Genomic DNA, 24,597 nt, shown 5'->3' with positions numbered 1-24,597 from the left:
CAGCAATCGGCGGAGCGAACTCTTGACAAACCGAACTTGCCAATGGTTTAAAATGGAAATAACCAAGGGCTATTTGGCTTGCCATCTTTTTGTCCCCTTCGCCCTTGTTAAACTACCATCAAACCATTGGCGTGTTTGTCAAGAGCGGTTGCGTGGCCCTCCATCCCAATAACTAGGAGAGGGTTTAAATCTTCAGGTAGTTTTCATAGAACTTTTGACACTACCCAAAATAGACCGTCTTAAAAACCTGATAAAAATTAGACTTTTCATCAACATTTTAAAATCTAATCCAAAAACATCGTTAGCTTTAGCACCATTTTTATATTTTGCAATGTATTGCTCCATAAGAGGAATATTTAGATAATGCTTGGCGAGAGGATCATTCACTACCTCTTGAAGTTCATTAATAAATAGATTCCAATTCGGGGTCATTCGATAAATACCATCTGTACCCTGTATTCCTCTAATCTTTTGATTAAGCCTTATGTTATCTGGTAATAACCCTTTTGTAGCCCTTCTTATTAAAGAACGATCAATGCCATTTTGAACATATTGGTTTTCAGGAACAGACAAACAAAAGTTAATGACCCTTAAATCATTGGTTGGATCACGATCCCAGACTTTATAACGTAAGGATAGCTTTGTTGAATAGGTTCCATTTATATTCCAATAGTAAAGATTATTAAACTGAAGTTTTCTAACTTCATACGAATTGGTTACAGATTTACCTGTTAAATCAACATTTTGCTCTTGAAGCTTTGTATATACCTTTAATTTTTCAGCAAAATTAGGGTTTATCATCATAGGAAAAACACTATCATTTGGATCATTAGTGCGAGCAAACTTATTTTTTATAGATGAGATAACCTTTTTTCTAACCAATTTTCCAATTCTACCCTTGGGTACACCTAAGTTTCTACTATATAATGAAATTTCTCTTTGTAACTTAGTCCATTTTAGCTGCTTAAATAGTAAAGCCTGAAAGTCAGTAGCCGGTCCCCAGGAAACTGTCCAGTTTCCTCTCTGCCCATTTAGTAAAACCCCAATATCTTTGTCGTAAGCTTTTTCATAAATTCCACTTAACCAATATGAGTTTTCAAAGAACTTATAAGGCATTTCTATTGTATCTAGCCAGTCATCTATCTCAGAATAAGGGTTTTTTTCATCAAAACTATAGAAGTTTGGCTCTATATTTCCTACATAATCAACAGTTGATTGTATAAAAGGTTTTTCATTCGCAACCCTACTTCTAGGTGTCCAATCTTTAAAGCCATCAACTGGAATATAACTAAATGTATGTAACTTTTTTTGATTTCCATTTAGCATGTTCGCAGCTATACTTGAAACTGAGCCAGAATCCAGTCCCCCACTTAAATGGGCACCTACATTTCTGTGTGTTCTCAATCTTGATTTCACGGCAGTTTTAAATACATCTAGAAATGCCTCTTCGTATTCACTGTTTGATTTTAATTTTATTTTTTTATCAAGATTAAAAGTACAATATCTCTTTATTACAACTCTCCCATTCACAACAGTAATACTATGTGAAGGCGGTAGCTGTTTTATATTATTATAGACCGTTGATGATGTATCAATAGATTCAAAATTCCAAGGAATTGCTAAGAACTCGCCTAACCATTCTTCATTAAATTCGTTTTTTATATATGGTAAATTTAGTAAGGGTTGAATAATTGTTCCAAAAGCAAACCTTTCATGACTAGAAAAATAATATAGAGTTCTAGCGCCAGAAAAGTCCCTAGCTCCAAATAATTTTTGTTTCTTTTCATCCCAGATCATAAAGGCAAAGTCACCAACTAAATATTTAGGTGATTCTTCTCCCCATTTCTCATATGCTAAGAGAATCAATTGACTATCAGGAATGTTATTTCTATATTCTTTTTTTACCTGTAGTGATTCAAATAATTCTTCTCGGTTATCAATTATGGCATCAGAAGTAATTGCTAATTTCTTCATATGACTATAATAAGGAAGCTCTTCTTCCACTGATTCTGGAGTTATCCACTGCAAGGAGCAGGCAAGAAAATAGTTTTCTTCTCTTATCATCTTAACAGCATCAGAAGGAAACTTTTCTAAGGAGGACATGAGTCCATTTATCTCTTCATTATTAATAGGTAAATTCCCGGTATTGATGGATCCAACAATTGCGCTCATTTATTCCTCCAACTCACTCTCGTTCTTTTTAAAGAACTTAATAAAATAAATATACGCTATTAAGAATCATGAGTCAACATTACTATAACCATTTAGATAAAATTTATATATGACCAATTTTTTAGTTTCCCCTTACTTTTTTATATATAGCACTACTGTATATACATTCAGGATATTCTAATAATGCAGGTAAACCATTACAAAGTTTATTTGTCTTTAATCTTCTATTTAGCTCCCTTAGCCATTTATGGTTATATCTATAGTTTGATGACCTTATATTAATAGTTGGCTCTTTTTCATTTAAAACATCATAGAATAGTTGATACCAATGTTTGCAGATGTCAAAAACATCAAAGTTCTCCTTCACATATCTAAAACCATTACTACCCAACCTTCCTCTTACCTCTTCATTTTTTAGTAACCAGATTACAGAGTTTATAAATTGCTTTTCTGATTCTATTAAAATACCTGTATTCCTATGGCTAACTGTATTGAGTAATCCATACCCCTTTTTTCCCACTACTGGAATCTTTATTGCTTCAAATTCAACTGCAGTCAGACAGAAAGTTTCATCTTTTGCAATATTTGCAACACCTATTTTAGCCTGTGACATCACCTTAAGTTTTTCTTCATTACCTAGGACACCAAACAATCTTATATTACGCTTTATATTTCCCGTATGGTCTGTTAGATAATGTACAAAGCTACTTTCATATTCTTCTTTTGCAATACCATATCGGCCTAACTTTGTATTATTATTGTAAAGATTCCCACCACCAATTATATATAGTTGAGCATTAGGAACTGCCACTTCGATTCGACTCCAACAACGCGCTAACACTTCAAATCCTTTAATTGGACTGATCGCACCAACATAACAAACAATGTTCTCTTTATTCTCAATACTACTATATTGAGGATAATTAGTTAAATCAATGCCATTGTATATGTAACATGCTTTTAAAAAAACTTCATGATCACGAAGACGATCATACTGTTCTTTACTAACTGTTATAAATCTTTTTACATAATTACAATTCCCAACATTTTTTAGGGAGTCGTGTGTTTCAAAATTATGTGACCAGATAAGTGTCTTTAATTTCAATTCATCAATAAGGTCATAAACCTCTTTTTTATATGTTAAACCTCGTATTATCAATATATCTGCACTTATGTGTTTAGCTAACTTAACCGCTTGGGTTGTGCTAAAACACTCATGTGTATTTATTCCCTTAGGTAATTTGTTAATGACTGGGGCTAAAATATGAATGTCTAAATCATCATATAATTCATGGAGATAATAACTAATAGTCCAAATCATGAACTCTGTTCCACCAATTCCAGGATTACCTCGTTTAGGATTAGAATAATCTACTTCTTTTCTTCTACTATTATCTAAATAAAAGCATATCTTCATGTATCTCTCCTATTACTTTCTATTAATCTATTCTCTATCTGAATTGGTACAATAGTAAAAAGAAGAATAATAACTTTTTGTTTCAATGTGAGATATGGGTTTTTCATTAAGCAAAGGAAATATTTTCTATATTCTCTTTTCATTAAATCTAATTCATTGGATATATTTACTAGATCTTTCTTTCCTTTTATGTAATACCAGAAAAATACGTCAGAATAGTTCGATAATGCCATAGCATATAATTTCTTATCATTGACTTGTTTAAAGAAATCAACTCTATGCTGAAGAGCATGAACTTTATCTAATTTTTGTTTGGTAAAAGGAGAGTTCAATATACTTTGTGGCCTTTTCACATAATAATAAAGCTTAAGAGGGATGAATGTAATCTTATTACACCTATAAAGTATTTGATGGGAGATTAATTCATCTTCAAAGATTCTCCTTTCAGGAAATTCAATATTAGAAAACAATGATCTCTTGTATAATTTATTCCATACCGTAATCCATTTAATTGTTTGTCCTGCTCCACTTTTACAAATCCCATCCTGGATATTATATAGGTGATATAGTGCTTGAATATTGGTGTAATTTTTTATTTCAAAATTTGAAAAACCCTCTATTTTTAATAGTTCCTGAGCATTAACTCTTTTGAAGTCACATACAACTAAATCGGCTTCTGTTTTTTGAGCAGTATCATATAAAATTTGATACATTTCTTCATGGATAAAGTCATCACTGTCTACAAAACTTATGTAATCGCCCTTCGCTATCTTTAAACCCAAGTTTCTAGCAGATGATACTCCATTGTGTTCGGTATGGAAAACCTTTAAACGTTGATCTATTTTTGACATTTCTTCACAGATTGCTTCTGACTTATCCGTAGAACCATCGTTTACTATTATTAACTCAAAATCACTCAACGTTTGCATCAGGACGGACTCAATACTTTTTCTTAAATATGTCTCTACATTATAAACAGGCATGATAACACTTATCTTAGGATTCATGAAAGATCCTTTCATTATATAAAATGTCCATTTTATAAAATCACTAATACTAGTAATGGATTAGATTTAAAATGAGTGCATTATAGCCCTCATGAAGCTTTTTGTACATTAGAGTTTCTTCCTCTTTTTTCTAATCTTATTCCATTAAATAACATGTTTAGAGTTGGAATCTTCTTAATTAAACTATTTGCAAGTAAACAAATGGTTATTATAAAGAAACTGTTTATATACCAGTTTGGGAAATGTCCGAAAAGTAATTCATAAGCTATCGTGAAAGTAGTGTGAGCAAAAACAAAATGTAAAGTCAATATAGAAAGTGATTCTTTCCCTATATAAGTTAGTAGCCTATTTACAAGATTTAGTTTTGATAAATATTTACATCCTTCAAGAACTAAAAGACTGCCTGATATTCCACCTAGATAAAATAACCAAATATTATGGTATTCCCTGGCAAACATACTAACAAAGCCATTGAAATAATATGAGCATATAAATATGGATAGTAAAAATATAACTGAAATAAGGTTCATCTTATTTCTCAGTAGCTCTAGTTGCTTTAGTTTATAGCCTATATATAAGAATGGTTGAACAATTAAGGCAATATCCATACTCCAAGGAAGGTGTATATAACGACTAATAATATATCCAGCTCCCCCTAAAATAAGGAATATCATCACTTGGAATATATTATTGCTATTACCTAACATACTGATCATTAGACAGAAGATTATTAATGAGCAAAATAAACATGTTAAAAACCAGATCGGACCATTTGGTAGAGTACCTACCTCTAAGCCATTACTCAGTATAATTCCAATAAGATTATCAGAGATGTCTGGTCCATCTCTACCAATATACTGTAGTAAAAACAAAAAAAACAGAGCAGTAATTCCCGTTGTAAAGTAAGGAACAAGCAGTGTCCAAAAACGACTCTTTATTAAACCCAAGACATTATTTCCGTACTTTGTTGAGCTAAATAAATAACCAGAGACTATAAAGAAAAGCGGCATTCTAAAACTGGCAAAGAAACTGTTAAAAGGGATACCCACATGCCCTCCAACTACTAATAGAATTGTGATTCCTCTTACTATATCTATTGTCTTTAGTCTCGTTGACATTACTCCACCCCCTCATTTTTTAGCATATTATACATTAGATTAATATAATTTGTAGCCTTAGTTATCTTTAAAAGTATCCCTGTATTACAATATGGTCTTTTTCAATTATTACCCATTAACCACTAAGTGTAGCTTTACTTTTTACACGGAGTAATGATCCTCCTAAGACTTTCTTTATATATTGGAATTCCTCTGTTTTATGAAACAATATTAAATAAATGATATTAGGAATAATTAAACAAACTATACCCTTGATTATTAAGGATAGAAAGCCCTGTTCCACTACTATTTGATTACAAATAAATGTTGTTAAAATACATGTCATTAATGTTAAGGCCCCAAAATAGGCGTATTTTGAAAAGTAAGAATATACTCTTTGCACAAATAGATTTTTATATACAATTACTGGTTGAGTCCAGAAAATAGTAGAAAGTGTACTTATTGTTGTACCCATAAAAATACCTGCAAGTCCAAAATATTTAACTAGGATTAATGATGCAACTAAATTTATTCCCCCCTCTATTAATGGCGCAAATTTATCTTGTGTAAATAAGCCAGCCTTGTTTTTAAAAATTGCTATAGCGGTTCTCATTCCCGTTAAATAAAGATTTATTAATATAAATGTAAATGTTAACCTATCTAATAAGTATCCTTCGCCTATCCACCAATTAATAAAGGGTTCAAGTAAATTAAATAAACAAATTATTATAATAGAAAATATCCAAAAATTCATCAAGTAGGTTATCTTAAATATTGAATAATTCTTATTTCTATTTTCAGTTGCAATTAAATTCCCAACGCTTGCATCTATTCCCCCCAAAATTGGATTTATTAAGGCGGTTATTTGCTGAGTTATCATAGTATAGTTTGAATATAGCCCTACTGTTGCTATCCCAATATATGATGAAATAAGTAAATTATCTGTCCCAAATACAAGAAAACCCCCAATGTTATGGAGGAATAATGCTTTTACATTTTTAATTAAGTTTTTCCTAGTTTCACTATCAAGTCTATATTTTATATTTGTTTTTATATAAGGATACCTTTTATCCACAACTCTACCGTTTGCAATATTTTGTATGATATATATGATTAATTCAACGAGTAAATATAAAATAAAGTCCTGGGTTAAGAGCAAAATAACGATTTTAATAATTGTTGTAATTATTTGATAGATTGTATTTAAACTTGTAATTATATAACCTCTTTGATCTGCAGTGATAAGTGACCATTTATGTGCATTAAGATAAGAAACCATACTCTTAGCAATAAATAAGAAATAAATAATTGTAAGATTAGAAATTGATGCTCCATCCTTTATAAAGTTGTGTAAAAAGGGGAAGATACAACAACCAATCAGTAGTATTATTAATGATAGTATCCAATAAAACTTTTTATATAACTGTACTAGTGCAATAACTTTCGGATGGTCCTGCTCTGCAAGAGGCTTGTAAAGTAAATAAACTATACTTATTCCAATTCCACTTTCAACCAATGCCATCATTGATAATATACTAGTGAGGAGCCCATTGAGTCCAAGATAGTGAATACCTAGACTATCAATAAATACCTTTCTAGAGATAAAACCTAATAAAACTATTATTAATTGTGATAGTATTCCAACATACATATTTCTAAATGAAAGTTTAGTTCTCATAATTAATCCTTTATATGCAAATTTTTTTGACATGTATTAATTATCTTACTGTTCTTATAATCTCACTTGCATATTTTTCATCTTTTAAATCTCCAACTTCATTTCCACCTGGGATTTCCCCGATATATTTATTGGATACTGGTTTTTTCTCCTTTGCCCCTAGTAGAAACCATTCATATTCGATATCTATATGACCTATATCTACCGCTTGATATCCTGCGACTGCTAAATCATAAGCAAGCACAGTTGCAGTTGGCCCTAACGCTATTAATATTAGTGTATTCTTATGATGCTTTTTGAGTTCCCTTAAAATCTGACCATAGCTGTCATATGCATTTATTGATGGACAAATAACTCTTTTTATGGATAGACAATTACTAAATAAATCATTACCTACACCTAGTCTACTTTTATTACCTTCAACAATGATTACATCTCTTTCCTTCCATAATGTCTTTAATTTATTAAATCTCTCTCCTGTTTTGTACTTATCAATTCGATCTATATATAATCTCGTCATAAGCGCATCATAATACATCTTTTTTTTATCCAACATTTTATAAATTCTGTATCTATTTAATTCAAGATAAGTTTTCCAATACTTCTTGGGTTTCTCCTCACACCAATCAATATTTTGGAAGACATCAGGTATGCATATAATAAGGTTACTTTCCTGGCTTTTTATTATTTCTCTTAGTCTATTTTTGAGTTCTTCGTTACATGGTTGAAATAGTAAATTTTTTCCCCTCATAAGGGAAAACTCCCCATCACCATATCTGCTTACACTTTTTCTATTATTAACAACCTCATATATAGTTTTATCTAACGAATTTACAATTGGAGGTTTTGTCGTAAAAGCTATAAGCCTGTTATAAAGGATTACTAAGAAATTTTTAAATGGAAGTAGAATGTAATAAACCTTTAGAACAGATCGTTTCATACTAACTCCTTTCTTAAAACTATAGCTCTTAATATAAATCTATATAAGAAAGGTTGAATTTTAGTAGCTATTAATAAAATTTTTACAGCTCGTGGATATTCTAATCTAATAGATAAAGTAAAGTAGTTATTTAAAATAGATACCACACTATAATATTCATTTTTATAGCTATCAAATCTATTATTAATAGAAATTAATCTCAAAACATGTAGACAGCTATCGGTAAGCTTTTTAACTATGAGCTTTTTTAATTCAGGATAATTATTCTCTAAAAAATTAAACATGTTATTATAAACTAGGACTGAATCAATTCTTATATTTTTAATTGCCTGATCCATTGTGCTATTTTCACGTTTTATATAATGATACATAGGTTTCCCAATGCAACCTACACTACTACTATTATGTATTACTCTATAAGTAAAATCTGTATCCTCATAAACAATACCTTCTGTAAATCGTATATCACCAATTACATTTCTCTTGAAAATTTTTGTCCATACTACTTCATCATAGAGATCTCCTTCGAGCATTATCCTCATAGCTACATTTCTATTGTAAATCTGCTTAGTATGGCCACCATTAACTATAGTCTTATCTGAATAATGAATAATGCTTGAACAGCTGCTAATTTCACAGTTATTCTCTTCACACAAATTAAGTAATAACTCGTACATTTCAGGTTCTATCCAATCATCACTATCCACAAATCCAATGTAATCTCCTTGAGCAATTTCCAAACCTGCATTTCTTGCTGAAGAAAGGCCACCATTCTGCTTATGGATAACTTTTATTCTACTATCTTTTTTCGAGTACCCGTCACAAATATTACCACAGTTATCGGGGGATCCATCATTTATAAGGATTAACTCAAAGTTGCGAAAAGTTTGTGACAATATTGATTCTATACATTTCTCTAAATAGGGCTCTACTTTATATACAGGAACTATAATACTAATTTTGGGTTTCATAATATACGTCCTTTCATTATATATTGACTAACTTATCTATTTGAGAGGGGATTGCCTGGAATTCTAAATTTAAATTATCTACTAGCATATTTTTGACATTGGGGGTTTCTATAAGGTACTGGATTTTTTTATAGAGTTCTTCTTCACTATCTTCAACAATAAATCCGTTATATCCATCTTTTATCTGTTCATAAGCACCAATAAAATTAGTAGTTATAATTGGCTTCTTTAAACATTTTGCTTCCGCTAGAGTTAAGCAATATCCTTCATGTCTTGAAGTTTGCACGTATAAATCAGCTTGCGCTATTAAGGGATATGGATTGGAGGTTGATCCGTATAAAATAAACTCTTCTTTTAAACCATAGATATCGATTAATTCTTCAAATGTTTGTCTATCATTTCCTTCTCCTATACAGTACCACCTCACGTTATATCCATTTTGCTTAAGTTTTGCCAGTACTTTTATTGCAAGATCTTGCCCCTTCTCTATTGATAACCTTCCAACAGTAACTATTTTTAGCCCTTCAAAGTCTTGGTCGAGAATAAGAGGATCCGAAGACATATCTTTGATTAAGTCATAGGGAACAATGTTATAAAAAACATCAGCTTTTTCTTTACATAAAGGGAGAATTGATATCAAACTCTCCTTTGCCTTTTTTGACACGATTAACAATTTATCAAAATCGCTATATAATCTTGTATATAATTTCTCATTAATGATATGCTTGGTTACATCAAAGTGAATCCAGGAGACTTTTTGCGCTGCATTTACTTTGTAGGCAACGAAATAATCTAAGATATCAGTAGGTCCCTGGTAACATACTGCAATATCATATCTGGTTTGGTCCTTTTTTATATTCTTAAATACATGTTTATAAAATAAGTATCTATCATTAAGTTTCTTTGATATGTAGTAGATTCCGCCAAATTCCAGCATTTTTAATAGTTTTCCATTATTAAAATACTCTCTTAATGTTAGTTGTGGGGGCTGCATAATCGCTGGCTTTATTTCTTCATACCAGTGGGCCTCCTCTACCCTTACCCAATCCGGAAGAGAATCTAAAAACCCCCCCTTCTTCTCTAAGAGTAAAATTGTTATATCAAACTTTTCTTTTGACATTATTGACAATAGGGATAATAGAGATTTTTCAACCCCTCCTATGTTCATACTAGATAGAACAAATAATATTTTTTTCAAAATAGTTCCTCCTAAAAAATGAAACTTAAAAATACCTCAAGTACCTTGAGGTATTTTTAAGAACCATCTATAACTGAATATAACTTTTCTAATTCTCTCGTAGTATCTACTTCTTCTTTTCTTAAATTTGAACTGAGTTTCTCTCTTAATTCTCTATTACCAATTAACCTTTTTATCGCTTCATACATTTCATTTTGGTTAAACTTTACAATATATCCTGTTTCATTCTGTTTTAGTTGTTCTTTAGCACCATTAAAGTCAGTACTTATTATAGGTTTACAAAGACTTCTTGCTTCCGCTAATGTTATGCAATACCCTTCATGCCGAGATGTCTGCACATACATATCACATTGTTTTATATATGGATAGGGGTTTGAGGTGCTACCAAGGAAAATAATATCATTCTCGATTCCATAATTCTTTGCTAAGTTTGTATATTCCTCTTTGGAATTCCCTTCACCAACAAAATACCATCGAACATTATACCCTTCATTTCTTAGTCTTGATAAAACAGAAATTGCTAAATCTTGCCCCTTTTCCTTGCTTAGCCTCCCAACAGTAAGGATTCTAATTCCATTATAATCATCAACAAACCCATCTTCCAAATCAGCTAATTTTAATATTGTTTTATTAGATAAAACATTCGAAAATATGTCTATTCTATCATTTAATTTAGGAATTAATCTTTTTAGCTTATCCTTACCTTCTTCTGATACTACAAAGATTCTATTAAACTTTATGTATATTTTCTTTGCGAAAAATTTATTAAACCCTATTTTTGTAATATCAAAATGAATCCATTGAACTTTATATTTTGCATTTATCATATTTGAAACATAATAAGAAATTAGATCCATTGGCCCAGCATAAGCAATAGCTAAATCGTAGTACCCTCCATCAAAAACTGAAAAATCTCTAAGGATATACCTCATATAAATACTTTTATCTTTAGTTAATTTTTCTATGAGGTAAAAAATAGTATAAGTGAACGCTTGTTTATATTCACCTGAAGTTAAAAATTCCTCGGCTAGGATTCTAGGGGACTTTTCAATTTTCCACTTAATATCTGTATAATTATCAAGTACTCTAATATTTACATGCGATGGAAGGGACTTTAAAAATCCACCTTTTTCTTCTAACATAAAAACAGTTATGTCATATTTATCCCTGGGTATTTCTGCAATCATGTTTAATAGTGCTTTTTCTGTTCCACCGATGTTCATATTGATAACCATAAATAAAATCTTTTTCTTCATTAAGAATCTTCCTTTTAACCAATTAATTTATATATCTTTTCAACTTCATCTAAATTCCCCTTCTTCTCTTCCTTCAAGTAGCTAACAACTCTATTATATAAATCTGAGTCATTTATAAACTTCATAATACCTTCAAAAACTGATTCAGCATCCATATTTACCACTAAGCCATTTTTCTGATCCACCATTTGATTATAAACGGCATCGAACCTCGTTGTGACTACTGGAGTATTTAGCATTCTTGCCTCTGCAATAGCTAAACCAAACCCCTCTGTCCTAGATGTTTGAACATATATATCAGAAGCCTTTATGTATGGGTAAGGGTTTGGTTTTACACCTAATAACTCAAAATAGCCTGTTAGGTTATTTTTTCTAATATATTCCTCTATTTGTCTTTCTAAAGGTCCATTCCCCAGAACATACCATTTGAAATTCACTCCGTGTTCCTTAAGTAATTTACAAGCTGCAAGTGCAATATCGTATCCCTTGGGATAATCAAATCTTCCAATAGTAAGAATTTTAATCCCCTCAAATTGACTTTCCTGCGATATATCTAGATCAGCCATTTTATAAATAAAATCTGGATTAATAATATCAAATATAACCTCTACTTTTGTTTTATACTCTGGAAAGGTCTCTTTAAAGATATCTTTTGCCGATTCTGACACAACTACAATTTTTTCAAACATGTCATAATAATTCTTTTGAAAGATTTTATCTCTCTTATCTAGACTGTAACTTGCATTAACCCAAGCTATCTTTTTAATAGCCTTCACTTTTTCTGCAACATAAAAGGTAGGAATTCCCTGTGCATAGCTAATTGCTACATCATATTCTTTTGGATTCACCTCTATTACTCCTGAAGTGCTCTTCCAAAAAAACCTTGCCTTCTCAGGATTACCGTATTTCCCCAACCGAATAGTTGAAGAGTATCTTAACCTTGAAAGCAATAGTTTGATTTTTGATTTATTTCTGATTGCTTGAATTACAGATTCTTTTAACGAAAGTTTAGTGTACTCTGTATATTCTAAAGGACCTAGAATATTTACTTCTGTAGGGACTAATTCCTCTAATACCCCACCATAAGTAAACAACATTAAATCAACATTGTATCTTGAGAAGTCTAATAATGATAGTAATGTTACTAAGCTTTTTTCTGCTCCTGCGCAATGTAATGAATCAATAACAAACAGCAATTTTTTTTTCATATTTCAACCTCTATTCATGAACAAAAGTAAGATTTAGATTCTTATAATTAAAGGGTTATCTCTTCTAGACCAGAAGCATCCTTCTTTAAATTTAATATTCTAATTACCTTTTTAATTATTAGATATAGCAAATATAAATACGGGGTTAGGTTAAATAAGAATAACTGAAATACAAGTTCAGGATGTTTCTTAAATACTTTATAATATTCATTCCTATTTTGTTTTATATACATTTGCAATTTTTTCCTATAAAATTTCTTCGGATCCTTCCCTTTATTTATTAATAGTAATCTGTAATGTATTAGAGAGGCTTTCAAAATTGATACTAATGATTCACTACTTAGATTTCCATAGTATTTATTAATAAATTTATGCCTTTCTAGCAAACCTTTAATAAAATCAAGGTTTTTAATAGTGTAAGTTGAAACGATACTATTATCTCGTTGGAAATAATAGCATAGAGGCTGATTTAACAAAACAAATACCTTTACCCTATGCAGAACTTGGTGAGCCCAAAATACATCCTCAAACAAAACACCTTTTTTAAAAGGAATATCTTTAATAAGGTTAGTTTTGTAGATTTTCCCCCATGCAAAATTCTTTACTTTTTCATTTTTTATAAGTTGCTTCATTAACTGTTCTTTATCTATTATCTGTGGTGCAGCATCTCTATCGTAATATCTGTTATCAAATAAAAATTTGTCTTCATAAGCATAATAAAAAGCTGATTGCACTACATCAGCATTAAGATTTAGAGCATTTTTGACTAATTCTTCAATCATATTGTGCTTTATCCAATCATCACTATCAATAAACACTATATACTCGCCCGTAGCCTCTTTCACTCCATAATTTCTAGCATCGGATAGTCCACCATTCTCCTTGTGAATTACTCTTATCCTCCGATCCACCTCAGCATACCGATCTGCGATTATCCCACAGTCATCAGGAGAACCATCGTTAACTAGAATAATTTCTAAGTTATAGTAGGATTGAGAAGTGATGCTTTCCAGACATCTGTGAATATATTTCTCTACCTTATAGATTGGAACAATAATGCTAACAAGTGGATTTTTATTATTCATATTGCTCCCCCTAAATAATTTGGTAGATTTTCTTCAATTCAGTATCATTTCTGAAATCTTTGGACCTACAATAGTCAGCTATTGTTCTTCTTATAGAATCACTTTGATATAAATACTCTATCCCTTCTACGATTCCTTCAACCGAAAGTTCACAGATATACCCATCAACGCCATTTATAACTTGGCTCTTTGCAGTAGTGTAGTTAGTAATCATAACAGGTTTTCCTAGAATTTGTGCTTCTACAACCGTAACCGCCTTCCCTTCATATCTAGAAGGCTGAACATAAAGATCTCCAGCTTCAATATATGGATATGGATTTATTCTTTTTCCTAACAAGAAAAATTGGTTTTCAAGGTCGTTTTCTTCTATTAATTTTCTTATCACTTGTTCATCCCCACCATAACCAACAACATACCATGATATGTTTTCATAGCCTTTATCTTTTAACTGTTTTAAAGCTTTTACTGCCTGGTCAATTCCTTTTGCATGTGATAGCCTTGCAACCGTAATTATTTTGAACCTTTGATCTTCTAACATCGGATTATCAACTATCTCCTTTGATAATGATTCAACAATGTCAGTAGATGTAATATTTTCAATGACTATTACTTTATTTTTCAATTCAGGATATTTTTTTATAAAAGCATTTTTACACTCATCAGAAACGGCAGCGATATAATTAAATTTATTCCACATTTCTAGATCCACTTCTGTATCTGTATCTACTGTTGAGAAATCAGTATGTATCCAAGCAATTTTTGTTTTTGCCTTAACCTTTTCCGCTACAAAGTAGTGAGGCCACAAATAGCTGATAGCGACATCGTACTCCTTCTTTGCTCTCGGAAGAAATAGAACTGCATATTTCCACATATATTGCATCTGTTTGTACCCAACCTCTGAAGAGCTACTCCGTATACTTGCAATCATCTTAGCAAGAATTCGTGAAACCCCTATAGGGATGTTTCCTTTTTTTAAGACCTCTGAGATTGACATTCTGAAGGTTTTGTAAGCTGGTATTTCATTTAATAAGTTTGGTTCATTAGGTAGTAACTTCATAAAATCTCCTGTGTGGCTGTAAAGCATTAAATCTACCTGATAGTTGTTATAATCAAATTTATTTAATAAACTAATGAGGCTTCGTTCTACCCCTCCTACCTCCATATCAAAGGAGGCGATCAATATATTCTTCATAACCCTCTCCACCATTACGTTTATATATATCTACTAGTTTAGATATCCCTTTTTCCAATGAGTATCCGCTTTCTTCAAAATACCTTGTAATTTTTGTAGTGCTTCTTTCTTTATTTTCTCTTAATTCAAGGATTTTTTCAGCCCATATTTCTGTAGATTCATTCAAAGTTAATCTTTCTATCAAACCTAATTGTATATCTGCTTCAGGCTGAATGGCTTCAGACACCAAACAAGGTACCCCACTTGCTTGTGCTTCTAATAAGACAAGACCTAACCCTTCATACTTTGATGGAAACACAAACACATCCATGGAATGTAGCAATGTGGGTATATCCTCTCTTACTCCTACAAATCGAATATTCTTAGAAATTCCATCTTGTTTAGCTTTTCTTTCTATAGCACTTCTTAAATCTCCATCACCTACCAATAATAGTTTTGCATCGGGCACTTTTTTTTGAACGTTTTTAAAAATATCAAGCAAAAATGAATGATTCTTTGGCTCAATAAAGCGTCCTATATGTCCAATAACTAAACTACTACCTATCCCTTGATTTAATTTAAATTCATTAACCTTTGCTTTGGGATTTTCTAGTAGTTGAGAGTAATTAATGATGTTAGGAAAGTAAGAGTACTTCCCACTTAGGATTCCTAATTCCCCAAACAAATATTTTCCTGCTTCTTCACTACATGCCAATAATTTAGTTGAGAAATTATTGATTATTAGTCTCATAGAATTTATATAGAACTTCCTAATTAAAGTGCTACTATAATCTTGAGTTGTATGTGCATGTGATATTCTTATTTTGACTCCTGCGAAATATGCTGCAATCATTGTTACTCCACAGTGGAAAAGTGTGTGTGCATGAACAGCATCGTAAGGACCATACCTTGTAATCGCTTTATATATTTCCTTAATAGATTGTGTCCTGGAAAGCATAATTACTCTTCCACCCAGCCTTTTAATCTCTTGATCATAATGTGCTTCTTCGTTACTAAATGATATAAAATCAAACTGAATCTTTTTCCGATTGATATTTCGATATACATTCATCAACATTGTTTCTGTACCAGCTCGATTCATAGCTCCTACAACATGAAGGATTTTTAATGGCTTATGATCCATGGTTTCTCCCTTTATCCCTAAGACTTATTCTCAACACTTTGGTTTTGCCATTTTATAAACTCTATAACAGTTTTATAATCTTGTAATTGATCCTTATCAATTCCTGTTTCTTTTAACTCATTTACAAACTCGATCCATTCAGTTTCAATTAGAACTGATTTCTCTTCATTTCCCTCGTATTTTAGTAATGTTTTTATATCTACATCTAACACAGTTGCTACCTTCTTCATTACATGAAGGGAAGGGTTCTGGTTTAGATCTCGTTCAATATTACTTAAATAAGACTTCGAAATTGAGGCACGTTCTGCTAATTCTGTTAACGTGAGACCTCTATTTTTCCGAATCTCTAATATGTTTTTTCCTATCATTTTTATCCCTCTATCATCCGCTTTTTTTCTTTATTTATAGGTTCTTCACCTCTAGCAAAATACTATCTGTTACACAGTCAACTACCCTTGACTGTTCTTCTTTAGTCATATTTGTACCAGAAGGTAAACATATTCCTGATTCAAATAGTTGATCAGAGATGCTTAAATTCTCTGAATGAGGGTAGTATCTTCTATTACGAAAAACAGGCTGTAGATGAAGTGGCTTCCAAACTGGCCTAGCTTCGATATTTCGTTGGACCATTAACTCTAGTATTTGATGTACTGATACTCCGGTTATCTTTTCTTCTATTGTTAATGTAGTTAACCACCGATTTGACACTGTTTCTTCTAACTCAGGCATAAATCTTATTCCTGGGATATACGCTAGTTCATCATGGTACAGTTTAAACACCTGCCGTTTACCTTGAACTCTTTCATCTAGTACTTTTAATTGAGCTCTTCCAATACCCGCTAGTATATTACTCATACGATAATTAAAACCAATTTGACTATGTTGGTAATGAGGTACTGGGTCTCTTGCTTGAGTGGCTAGAAATCTTGCTTTTCTCATAGCATCTATGTCATTCGAAACAAGCATACCTCCACCAGAAGTAGTAATAATTTTATTTCCATTGAAAGAGTAGATTCCAAACTTACCAAATGTACCACTTGGTTTTCCTTTATAAGTAGATCCGAGTGATTCAGCAGCATCTTCTATGATAGGAACGCCATAGTGATTACAGATTGATAGAATTTCATCCATTTTTGCGCTTTGTCCGTATAGATTCACAACAATGACTGCCTTTGGAAGCTTACCTTCGTATTGTGCATCCCTCATTGCTCTCTCTAATGCTTGAGGTGACATGTTCCACGTATCTGGTTCAGAATCTATAAATACTGGCTCTGCCCCCTGATAGATAATTGGATTAGCGCTTGCGATAAAGGTTAAACTGGAGCAAAAGACTGTATCACCTTTATCCACTTCTAATAAAGAAAGAGCCAAATGAATCGCTGCAGTTCCTGAACTAACGGCAACAGCTTCATTGACTCCTACATAAGAGGCTAATTCTTTTTCAAAGGCATCCACATGTGGTCCAAGTGGGGCAATCCAATTGGAATCAAATGCTTCCTTAATATACTGTAATTCCAATCCACTCATATGTGGTGGAGATAAATATATACGATTAGTAGCCACTGGTATCACCTTCCTTTTTTATATTACTTTATGCTCCAATTTATTAATAATCCTAGTAGGGCTACCTACCACGGTTTTAAGAGGCTGAATATCATTAATAACCGTTGACCCAGCTCCGACAGTCGACCAACTACCTACCGTTTTTCCAGGTATGACGGTAGCTGCTGCACCTATATGGACCCCTTCTTCAATTTTCACATTCCCTGTTAGAGTTGCATTAGGTGAAATATGAGCAAAATCTTCTATATGATTGTCGTGCTCTATTACGGAGGCTGTGTTGATAATACAATGGTTTCCAATATAGGCTCCCGAATTAACTACTGCATTCGGCATGATGACAGTTCCACTGCCTATTTTAGCTGATGGACTAATAATAGCTGAGGGGTGAATAACGGTTATATACCGATCCTCTTTTAATTCGAGTTGCTCTGTTATTCTTTTTCTTACTTGATTACTCCCTATAGCTATCAATACCTTTGTTTCTTCATTTGATAAATAATGAATAAAGGATAGTGGTGCATAGATAATTTCATTTTCTGTCCTACTTGAGTTAATCTGATCATCAAGAATAGCAATTAATTTATAATCCTTATTCATGTGAATAATGTCCTGAACTACTTTACTATGGCCGCCGTTTCCTATTATTATAATATTCATGTCACATACTCATTTCTTTTGAGCCTTTAAATTTTTCAATCGTAACATGTCCCTCTTGATTAATCCCCTCACGTTTAATCACTTTAATAATCGTTTTTAAGATTATATTGAGATCAAGAGCAAAGCTTTGATTTTCCACATACCAAGTATCTAATTTGAACTTCTCATCCCATGAAATTGCATTTCTACCATTTATCTGTGCCCATCCGGTAATACCAGGCCTTACAAGATGCCGTTTTCCTTGCTCCTTTGTATACAGAGATAGGTATTCCATTAATAGGGGTCTCGGCCCAACTAAACTCATATCACCTTTAATGACATTAAATAACTGAGGTAATTCATCTAAACTATACCTTCTTAAAAGTTCCCCAAGTTCCGTTAATCTCATTTGGTCTGATAATACATTTCCATTTTTATCAGTCTCATTTGTCATAGTTCGAAATTTGTAAAGATAAAATGGTTTCTCATTTAAACCAGGCCTAAGCTGCTTAAACAATATTGGTGTACCTACTTTTATTCTGATCATAAAGGCAGTAACTAAAATAATCGGTGAGAATATGGCTATGAGTATTATTGCAATACATAAATCGCTTATTCTTTTCAACAGTATTACACCCCAACTTTATTTGAAAAATTTTATTTTGAAGTTGTGATATTTATAAGAAGTTTATCCTTAATTTCTCCGATTATTTCTTTAACTTCTAAATGTATATTCTCTTTTTCATAATCTTTAATGTTAATAAGTAGTTCCTTAAGTTGTGTCAACGTAAGTTCATTAGAACCCCACATGTTTTATCCACTTCCTTGAATATAAAAAGGTCCGTGTTTTGTGCACGAACCTTCTTAACGTTATTTTTAAATGTAGTCCTAAAATTAGATTAGCTATTAGAATACTTCTCAAATATTCACCAGGTTAAATAGTCACTTTTATATATGATATTTAAAGTCATTACACTTTCATAGAAGTAGAACATAAAGTAAAAAATTAATATCATGTAATAAATAAATTTTTGATCTTTGTTGGTAAATAATTTAACGATCCAAGAGACTAGTAAAATTTGATAAAGATTAAAATAAATAGTAAATCTAGCAAAAATCCAGTTTTGAGTTGCTATTATCATAAACACTAATCCGATGATAGACATATTAACTATTATATCGTTATTCTTATTGATTTTATTAAATTTCTCTCTACCTAAAAATGCAATTAAAAGTGGCACTGAATAAATGATAACTCTTATTATATTAGCCCCACCCTCATTAATATTCTGATAATGTGCATACTGGGTATTCTCTATCGTACTAAATAAAATAGTAGAGAATTGATCAAATCCAATAACTATTATAATAGCTGAGAAGACCAATAAAGAAGTTGCCTTTGTCCAAGCCTTAGTCCTTACTAGAAAATAGATTGGAATAAGGATTAAAGCACTTTGATGAAATAGAGAAGCTATTATTACTAAAGTAGTATACTTATAAAACCTACCCTCTATTAAAAATTTCGTACCTAGAAAAATGATTGCTGCTGCCAAAGATTGTCTAATACCGTTCATTGTAACAAGGAACATACCACCTGTTATATATACATATAAGCTAATATCCAGCAATCTCGAGTATTTTCTGAGCACAGTGACAATTAAGATGTTAGTAATAATCGCTGTTACTAAGATCATAATCTGAGGATCTTCTGAAATACTCTGTAATATCATTTGTAATATTCCAAAGCCAATGTCTTTTTCCTTAAGAATGTAATCCCAGGTAAAATCCATTGTATTGTAACTATGTATATAAAAATAAGTATCACCAATATTATTCCTTAATCCTGAAACTATAACTAACGTCAACATTGATAGCATTGTAAACAAAATATTCGGTTTGACCATATCATGAGAGTCTACTAACTGGAAGTTTGATGCATATCTTGCAAAAAAGGCAAATAGAAATACTAAAATTAGTGTTAACCATAGTATTGACATTTTATATCTCCCTATGGGTTTAAATTTGCACAGTCCTTGTTTTTATCCTTATAAACGAATAAAGGATTAATCCGAAGGGAAGTGCCAGTAAAGTAAGTAACTTTTGTGGTGACTCTCTAAATAAATTAATATTGCCATCTAATAAACTACTTGATACATAATGAATTGCTTGCCTATATTTAAAAGAACATTTAACAAAGGGTAGTTTCATTAATTCTTTCCGGTAAAAAGCAAATCCTTTTGGATTTTTTCTATATTGATTAAACATATTAAGGGATGATCCATCTGGTAGGTACTCAACACAGCAGAGTACTTCATTCATTAATAACATTTCATATTTTTCATCTAACTTATAGTATTTATAGGCTAATCCTACATATCGTTCATTTTCAAAAATAGGATAAGGATATTCCTTTATTAGGTCAGTCCTATAAACAAGCTTTTTATCTCCTCTTACACCATGCTTATAGTACAGATTAAATAGAGTAGAAGTTTTTAACTCTTCAGGAAGTAGTGTTCCAATTACATTGTTATTTTTATCTGAATCCAAGCCAATCAGACCACTTACTCCTTCACTTCCATGCATATTCCAAAACATTATGATTTTCTGAACCGCATCCACCGGCATATAGTCATCAGAGTCTATACAAACATTTAATTCTGTTTCAATAAGTTTGTAGGCCGTGTTATGTGCACCGTGCATTCCTTGATTCTCTTGCCAGTGATAAATAATTTCAATTTCATCTTCTAATATCCAGTTATCAACAATTTGTCTTGTATTATCCGTGGAACCATCATCTATCACTAGCCATATGAACTCTTTATTTGTTTGATTTTTAAGGCTAGCGTACAACCTATCTAAGCAATATGCTCTATTATAAGTCGGTGTGAAGACTGTAAGTTTTTTCATAATTCACCCCACTAGTGATAAATATGATGCTTGCATATCCTTGGCTGTTTGCCTAATGTCATATCCATTTGCTATTAGAATGTTATTGTTAATTTTCCTATTAGGTGATATATTTCTTCTTATTGTCTGGATCCAATGATCCTTGTTACTCAATGAGTTAAAATGAATTAAATTTAATCCCATATCTACTTCAGTAGTTATAGTGTCTGATATGATACATGGTAAACCAGAGGCCTGTGCTTCAATCAATGTTACCGGTAATCCCTCATGTAGTGATGGGAAAACAAAAACATCAAAAGCTTGAAGTAAACAATGTATATCTTCTCGCACCCCTAGAAATTTAACTGAATCAATTAAATTATATTTTTTTACCTTCTGCTCTATTTCATTTTTAAGTACTCCTTCACCAACTAACACTAAAACAGCGTTTGGTTCATCAACTTTATACTCAGCAAATACCTCTATAAGGAATTGGTGATTTTTTTGATGATTAAACCTTCCAACGTGCCCCAATACTACTGTACTTTTTGGTATGTTTAGTTCTTCTCTAATTTCATTACGTGCAGTATCATTGTAAGCAAATTTATCTGATTCAATTCCATTGTTTAAGATTTTATGATTCATATCTGTCCTATTAAATAACCACTTCGCTGCAGTATTTGAGCAAGCAAAAAACTCGGTGGCACTTTTTGTAATAAAGGACCCTGCATATGTCTTATACATTCTTGAAGCCAACCCACCTTCACTCCGAGTATTATGACTATGCGCGATTCTCTTGGGAATATTTGCCTTTTTTGCAACCCTCAACACCAAACCACTCATCTTATCCAGATGTGAATGGACGATTTTGTACTGATTATTATTTTTAAAAAATTTATCCAGAGCTTTTACATAACCAAAGTGACCCACATCCGTGATATATGGAATTCTATGAATAACACCACCAAGTTCCCTTATCTCAGAGTCAAACACACCTTCTTTATTCGTTAGAAAATCGAACTGAACTTTTGACCGATCTATATTACGATAGAGGTTCATGATGAGTGTCTCTGCTCCACCTCGGTTCATATTTACTACTACATGTAATACCCTTAATGGACCGCCCACCTTACACCCTCCATTTCATTCATATAAGTTTGATAGATTCCTACTTTTTCATCCAATACCTTAGAGATACTGTAAGATTTTTGAACAGTACTTCTTCCACTGGATCCAAGACTTTGTGTGACTTTACTATCATGTGCTAGCAATAATAGTTTGTTTGCAAACTCATTAAGATTTTCTGGTAATATAATAAATCCATTTAGATTATTAACTAACTCCCTATGTCCTCGATTATCCACCGCAACAACCGGCAACCCACAAGCCATCGACTCCATAATATTTACAGGCAATCCTTCTCTTAAACTCGAAGCCACCGCTACATCACACATTGGAAGGATTTCCTCGATGTCGTTTCGATAGCCTAAGAACTGAACCATTTGAAGTACACCAAGTTCCTTTGCTAAATCCTTACATTGTTGTTGTAATACTCCTTCACCAGCAAGTAAAAGTTTTGCTTGGGGTACTTCTTCCTTTATCAAAGCAATTGCCCTAATTAGGAACTGTTGATTTTTATTTTTGTTAAACTCAGCAGCATAAAATAATAAAAAGTCATCTGGTTTATATCCAAATGACTTTTTTAATAACGGTTTTTCTTTTTCAGTTAAAGGCTTAAACTTATCTGTATTTACTCCGACTCCATGAACATGTTCGATATGAGGTACCTTTAGTTTTTTCGTTGCTAACTCATAGTCCTCTTGGTTAATAGTTATGAGGCAGTCTGTATGTTGTGCAAGGAACTTCTCAATTGGATAGTAGATTATCCAGTTTACTAATGGTGCACCCTTACAAAAGTGAAAGCCATGAGCTGTGTAAATAACCTTAGTCCCTTTCCTTCTAGCGTTACGTGCCGCTAAGCGAGCTAACACTCCACCCATTGGAGTGTGACAATGAATGATTTCATACTCATTTTGATCAATTACTGCTTTTAATTCCTTAAAAGCTAGCAGGTTCTTTCTATTAAATGGAGAACGCTGGATAGGAAGATTGAATTTTTGATCTACATAAGGTAATTCCATCTCTCCATGTGCTGCTACATGAACTTCCCAGCCTTGTTCCTTAAACCATTTTAAATAAGGTAAATGGAAGGCTTTAAAATGATAGTCGACTGTTGCACAGTAAAGTAATTTCTTTGCCATATCCCACCTAACTTAAAGCTTTCTTAGCTAATTCTTTCTCCATCACTGTAGAAAGATACTCTAGTAGGCTGTATTTAAGGTCTTCACGCTGCAACGCAAATTCAATCGTTGTTTGAATGAAGCCCATCTTCTCCCCAACATCATATCTAGTACCTTTGAAATCATAAGCATAGACAGCTTCGAACTGATTAAGAGTAGCAATCGCATCCGTTAACTGAATCTCCCCACCAGCTCCTGGCTTTTGATTGTTTAATATATCAAATATCATCGGGTTTAAAATATAACGTCCCATGATCGCTAAGTTAGAAGGAGCTTCTTCCTTTTTAGGTTTCTCAACTAGATTATTTACATTATAAAACCGTTCCCCAAGCTGACTACCATCCACAATTCCATAACGAGAAACTTCATCTTCTCCTACTGTTTGTACTCCTAAGATAGAAGCATTATATCTTTCATACTGATCCATCATCTGCTTTAAGCAAGGAGTGTCAGCCTGAACAATGTCATCCCCCAACAATACCGCAAATGGCTCGTTTCCAATAAATTTACGTGCACACCAAATTGCATGTCCTAATCCCTTTGGTTCCTTTTGTCGGATATAGTGGATATCTACTAGTTTAGAAGACTTCTGAACCTCTTCTAGTAATTCAAACTTTCCTTTATCTAACAGATTTTGCTCTAGTTCAAATGAGTGATCAAAGTGGTCTTCAATTGCGCGCTTCCCTTTACCTGTAACAATGATAATATCCTCAATACCAGACTCAATGGCTTCCTCAATTATGTATTGAATCGTTGGCTTATCAACAATTGGTAACATCTCTTTTGGCATTGCTTTTGTTGCTGGCAGGAATCTTGTTCCTAGTCCAGCTGCCGGAATAATAGCCTTCTTTACCTTCATCTCATTACA

General features: G+C 32.2%; 22 protein-coding genes. All 22 read right to left on the bottom strand.

Annotated features, from left to right (window positions below):
- Positions 1 to 192 precede the first annotated feature (192 nt).
- Positions 193 to 2,172: an asparagine synthase-related protein gene (locus M1D60_RS00685; protein ID WP_456277312.1), complete on the bottom strand. Its 1,980-nt coding sequence runs from the start codon at positions 2,170 to 2,172 to the stop codon at positions 193 to 195.
- A 121-nt stretch (positions 2,173 to 2,293) separates the two neighbouring features.
- Positions 2,294 to 3,589, bottom strand: a complete 1,296-nt coding sequence (locus M1D60_RS00680; protein WP_456277311.1) for a glycosyltransferase family 4 protein — start codon at positions 3,587 to 3,589, stop codon at positions 2,294 to 2,296.
- On the bottom strand, positions 3,586 to 4,596 hold the full coding sequence (locus M1D60_RS00675) for a glycosyltransferase family 2 protein (RefSeq protein WP_456277310.1): 1,011 nt from the start codon (positions 4,594 to 4,596) through the stop codon (positions 3,586 to 3,588). Before M1D60_RS00675 ends, M1D60_RS00680 begins: the two co-directional genes overlap by 4 nt.
- A gap of 89 nt (positions 4,597 to 4,685) precedes the next feature.
- On the bottom strand, positions 4,686 to 5,714 hold the full coding sequence (locus M1D60_RS00670; protein WP_456277309.1) for an acyltransferase family protein: 1,029 nt from the start codon (positions 5,712 to 5,714) through the stop codon (positions 4,686 to 4,688).
- A gap of 115 nt (positions 5,715 to 5,829) precedes the next feature.
- Positions 5,830 to 7,371, bottom strand: coding sequence for a lipopolysaccharide biosynthesis protein (locus M1D60_RS00665; protein WP_456279539.1), 1,542 nt, complete (start codon positions 7,369 to 7,371; stop codon positions 5,830 to 5,832).
- Between the two features lie 40 nt (positions 7,372 to 7,411).
- Positions 7,412 to 8,311: an SP_1767 family glycosyltransferase gene (locus M1D60_RS00660; protein WP_456277308.1), complete on the bottom strand. Its 900-nt coding sequence runs from the start codon at positions 8,309 to 8,311 to the stop codon at positions 7,412 to 7,414.
- Positions 8,308 to 9,282, bottom strand: a complete 975-nt coding sequence (locus tag M1D60_RS00655) for a glycosyltransferase (RefSeq protein ID WP_456277307.1) — start codon at positions 9,280 to 9,282, stop codon at positions 8,308 to 8,310. The genes M1D60_RS00660 and M1D60_RS00655 overlap by 4 nt, the downstream gene beginning before the upstream one ends.
- A gap of 16 nt (positions 9,283 to 9,298) precedes the next feature.
- Positions 9,299 to 10,480 (bottom strand): glycosyltransferase, encoded by a 1,182-nt coding sequence (locus tag M1D60_RS00650; RefSeq protein WP_456277306.1) that lies wholly within the window; start codon positions 10,478 to 10,480, stop codon positions 9,299 to 9,301.
- Between the two features lie 56 nt (positions 10,481 to 10,536).
- Positions 10,537 to 11,736, bottom strand: a complete 1,200-nt coding sequence (locus tag M1D60_RS00645) for a glycosyltransferase (RefSeq protein WP_456277305.1) — start codon at positions 11,734 to 11,736, stop codon at positions 10,537 to 10,539.
- 14 nt (positions 11,737 to 11,750) lie between these two features.
- Positions 11,751 to 12,944, bottom strand: a complete 1,194-nt coding sequence (locus M1D60_RS00640; RefSeq protein ID WP_456277304.1) for a glycosyltransferase — start codon at positions 12,942 to 12,944, stop codon at positions 11,751 to 11,753.
- A gap of 47 nt (positions 12,945 to 12,991) precedes the next feature.
- Complete coding sequence (locus M1D60_RS00635; RefSeq protein WP_456277303.1) at positions 12,992 to 14,029, bottom strand: glycosyltransferase family 2 protein; 1,038 nt, start codon at positions 14,027 to 14,029, stop codon at positions 12,992 to 12,994.
- A gap of 10 nt (positions 14,030 to 14,039) precedes the next feature.
- Positions 14,040 to 15,221: a glycosyltransferase gene (locus M1D60_RS00630; RefSeq protein WP_456277302.1), complete on the bottom strand. Its 1,182-nt coding sequence runs from the start codon at positions 15,219 to 15,221 to the stop codon at positions 14,040 to 14,042.
- Positions 15,193 to 16,344, bottom strand: coding sequence for a glycosyltransferase family 1 protein (locus M1D60_RS00625; protein ID WP_456277301.1), 1,152 nt, complete (start codon positions 16,342 to 16,344; stop codon positions 15,193 to 15,195). The genes M1D60_RS00630 and M1D60_RS00625 overlap by 29 nt, the downstream gene beginning before the upstream one ends.
- Positions 16,345 to 16,361: 17 nt before the next feature.
- A complete protein-coding gene (locus tag M1D60_RS00620; protein WP_456277300.1) occupies positions 16,362 to 16,712 on the bottom strand; it encodes a helix-turn-helix domain-containing protein in 351 nt (116 codons plus the stop codon).
- A 34-nt stretch (positions 16,713 to 16,746) separates the two neighbouring features.
- Positions 16,747 to 17,871, bottom strand: a complete 1,125-nt coding sequence (locus tag M1D60_RS00615) for a DegT/DnrJ/EryC1/StrS family aminotransferase (protein WP_456279538.1) — start codon at positions 17,869 to 17,871, stop codon at positions 16,747 to 16,749.
- A 54-nt stretch (positions 17,872 to 17,925) separates the two neighbouring features.
- The gene (locus M1D60_RS00610; RefSeq protein WP_456277299.1) at positions 17,926 to 18,564 is read right to left on the bottom strand and encodes an acetyltransferase; all 639 of its coding nucleotides are present in this window, start codon (positions 18,562 to 18,564) and stop codon (positions 17,926 to 17,928) included.
- Between the two features lies 1 nt (position 18,565).
- Entirely contained in the window at positions 18,566 to 19,168 is a 603-nt protein-coding gene (locus M1D60_RS00605; RefSeq protein ID WP_456277298.1) for a sugar transferase, read from the bottom strand.
- A 301-nt stretch (positions 19,169 to 19,469) separates the two neighbouring features.
- Positions 19,470 to 20,540: an EpsG family protein gene (locus M1D60_RS00600; protein WP_456277297.1), complete on the bottom strand. Its 1,071-nt coding sequence runs from the start codon at positions 20,538 to 20,540 to the stop codon at positions 19,470 to 19,472.
- A 19-nt stretch (positions 20,541 to 20,559) separates the two neighbouring features.
- The gene (locus tag M1D60_RS00595) at positions 20,560 to 21,450 is read right to left on the bottom strand and encodes a glycosyltransferase family 2 protein (protein ID WP_456277296.1); all 891 of its coding nucleotides are present in this window, start codon (positions 21,448 to 21,450) and stop codon (positions 20,560 to 20,562) included.
- Positions 21,451 to 21,453: 3 nt separating this feature from the next.
- Entirely contained in the window at positions 21,454 to 22,557 is a 1,104-nt protein-coding gene (locus M1D60_RS00590) for a glycosyltransferase family 1 protein (RefSeq protein ID WP_456277295.1), read from the bottom strand.
- Positions 22,542 to 23,690 (bottom strand): glycosyltransferase family 4 protein, encoded by a 1,149-nt coding sequence (locus M1D60_RS00585; RefSeq protein WP_456277294.1) that lies wholly within the window; start codon positions 23,688 to 23,690, stop codon positions 22,542 to 22,544. Before M1D60_RS00585 ends, M1D60_RS00590 begins: the two co-directional genes overlap by 16 nt.
- Before the next feature lie 7 nt (positions 23,691 to 23,697).
- Positions 23,698 to 24,588 carry a UTP--glucose-1-phosphate uridylyltransferase GalU gene (galU, locus tag M1D60_RS00580; RefSeq protein ID WP_456277293.1) on the bottom strand — a complete coding sequence of 297 codons (891 nt, stop codon included), beginning with the start codon at positions 24,586 to 24,588 and terminating at the stop codon, positions 23,698 to 23,700.
- Positions 24,589 to 24,597 lie beyond the last annotated feature (9 nt).

The organism is Bacillus sp. AK128 (assembly GCF_053903075.1).
This window is presented reverse-complemented; position numbering and strand designations above follow the sequence as displayed.

Excerpts from the sequence above, each read along its gene's own strand:
- M1D60_RS00685 (WP_456277312.1), bottom strand. The coding sequence starts at position 2,172 with ATGAGCGCAATTGTTGGATCCATCAATACCGGGAATTTACCTATTAAT.
- M1D60_RS00680 (WP_456277311.1), bottom strand. The coding sequence starts at position 3,589 with ATGAAGATATGCTTTTATTTAGATAATAGTAGAAGAAAAGAAGTAGAT.
- M1D60_RS00675 (WP_456277310.1), bottom strand. The coding sequence starts at position 4,596 with ATGAATCCTAAGATAAGTGTTATCATGCCTGTTTATAATGTAGAGACA.
- M1D60_RS00670 (WP_456277309.1), bottom strand. The coding sequence starts at position 5,714 with ATGTCAACGAGACTAAAGACAATAGATATAGTAAGAGGAATCACAATT.
- M1D60_RS00665 (WP_456279539.1), bottom strand. The coding sequence starts at position 7,371 with ATGAGAACTAAACTTTCATTTAGAAATATGTATGTTGGAATACTATCA.
- M1D60_RS00660 (WP_456277308.1), bottom strand. The coding sequence starts at position 8,311 with ATGAAACGATCTGTTCTAAAGGTTTATTACATTCTACTTCCATTTAAA.
- M1D60_RS00655 (WP_456277307.1), bottom strand. The coding sequence starts at position 9,282 with ATGAAACCCAAAATTAGTATTATAGTTCCTGTATATAAAGTAGAGCCC.
- M1D60_RS00645 (WP_456277305.1), bottom strand. The coding sequence starts at position 11,736 with ATGAAGAAAAAGATTTTATTTATGGTTATCAATATGAACATCGGTGGA.
- M1D60_RS00640 (WP_456277304.1), bottom strand. The coding sequence starts at position 12,944 with ATGAAAAAAAAATTGCTGTTTGTTATTGATTCATTACATTGCGCAGGA.
- M1D60_RS00635 (WP_456277303.1), bottom strand. The coding sequence starts at position 14,029 with ATGAATAATAAAAATCCACTTGTTAGCATTATTGTTCCAATCTATAAG.
- M1D60_RS00630 (WP_456277302.1), bottom strand. The coding sequence starts at position 15,221 with ATGAAGAATATATTGATCGCCTCCTTTGATATGGAGGTAGGAGGGGTA.
- M1D60_RS00625 (WP_456277301.1), bottom strand. The coding sequence starts at position 16,344 with ATGGATCATAAGCCATTAAAAATCCTTCATGTTGTAGGAGCTATGAAT.
- M1D60_RS00620 (WP_456277300.1), bottom strand. The coding sequence starts at position 16,712 with ATGATAGGAAAAAACATATTAGAGATTCGGAAAAATAGAGGTCTCACG.
- M1D60_RS00615 (WP_456279538.1), bottom strand. The coding sequence starts at position 17,871 with ATGAGTGGATTGGAATTACAGTATATTAAGGAAGCATTTGATTCCAAT.
- M1D60_RS00610 (WP_456277299.1), bottom strand. The coding sequence starts at position 18,564 with ATGAATATTATAATAATAGGAAACGGCGGCCATAGTAAAGTAGTTCAG.
- M1D60_RS00600 (WP_456277297.1), bottom strand. The coding sequence starts at position 20,540 with ATGTCAATACTATGGTTAACACTAATTTTAGTATTTCTATTTGCCTTT.
- M1D60_RS00595 (WP_456277296.1), bottom strand. The coding sequence starts at position 21,450 with ATGAAAAAACTTACAGTCTTCACACCGACTTATAATAGAGCATATTGC.
- M1D60_RS00585 (WP_456277294.1), bottom strand. The coding sequence starts at position 23,690 with ATGGCAAAGAAATTACTTTACTGTGCAACAGTCGACTATCATTTTAAA.
- galU (WP_456277293.1), bottom strand. The coding sequence starts at position 24,588 with ATGAAGGTAAAGAAGGCTATTATTCCGGCAGCTGGACTAGGAACAAGA.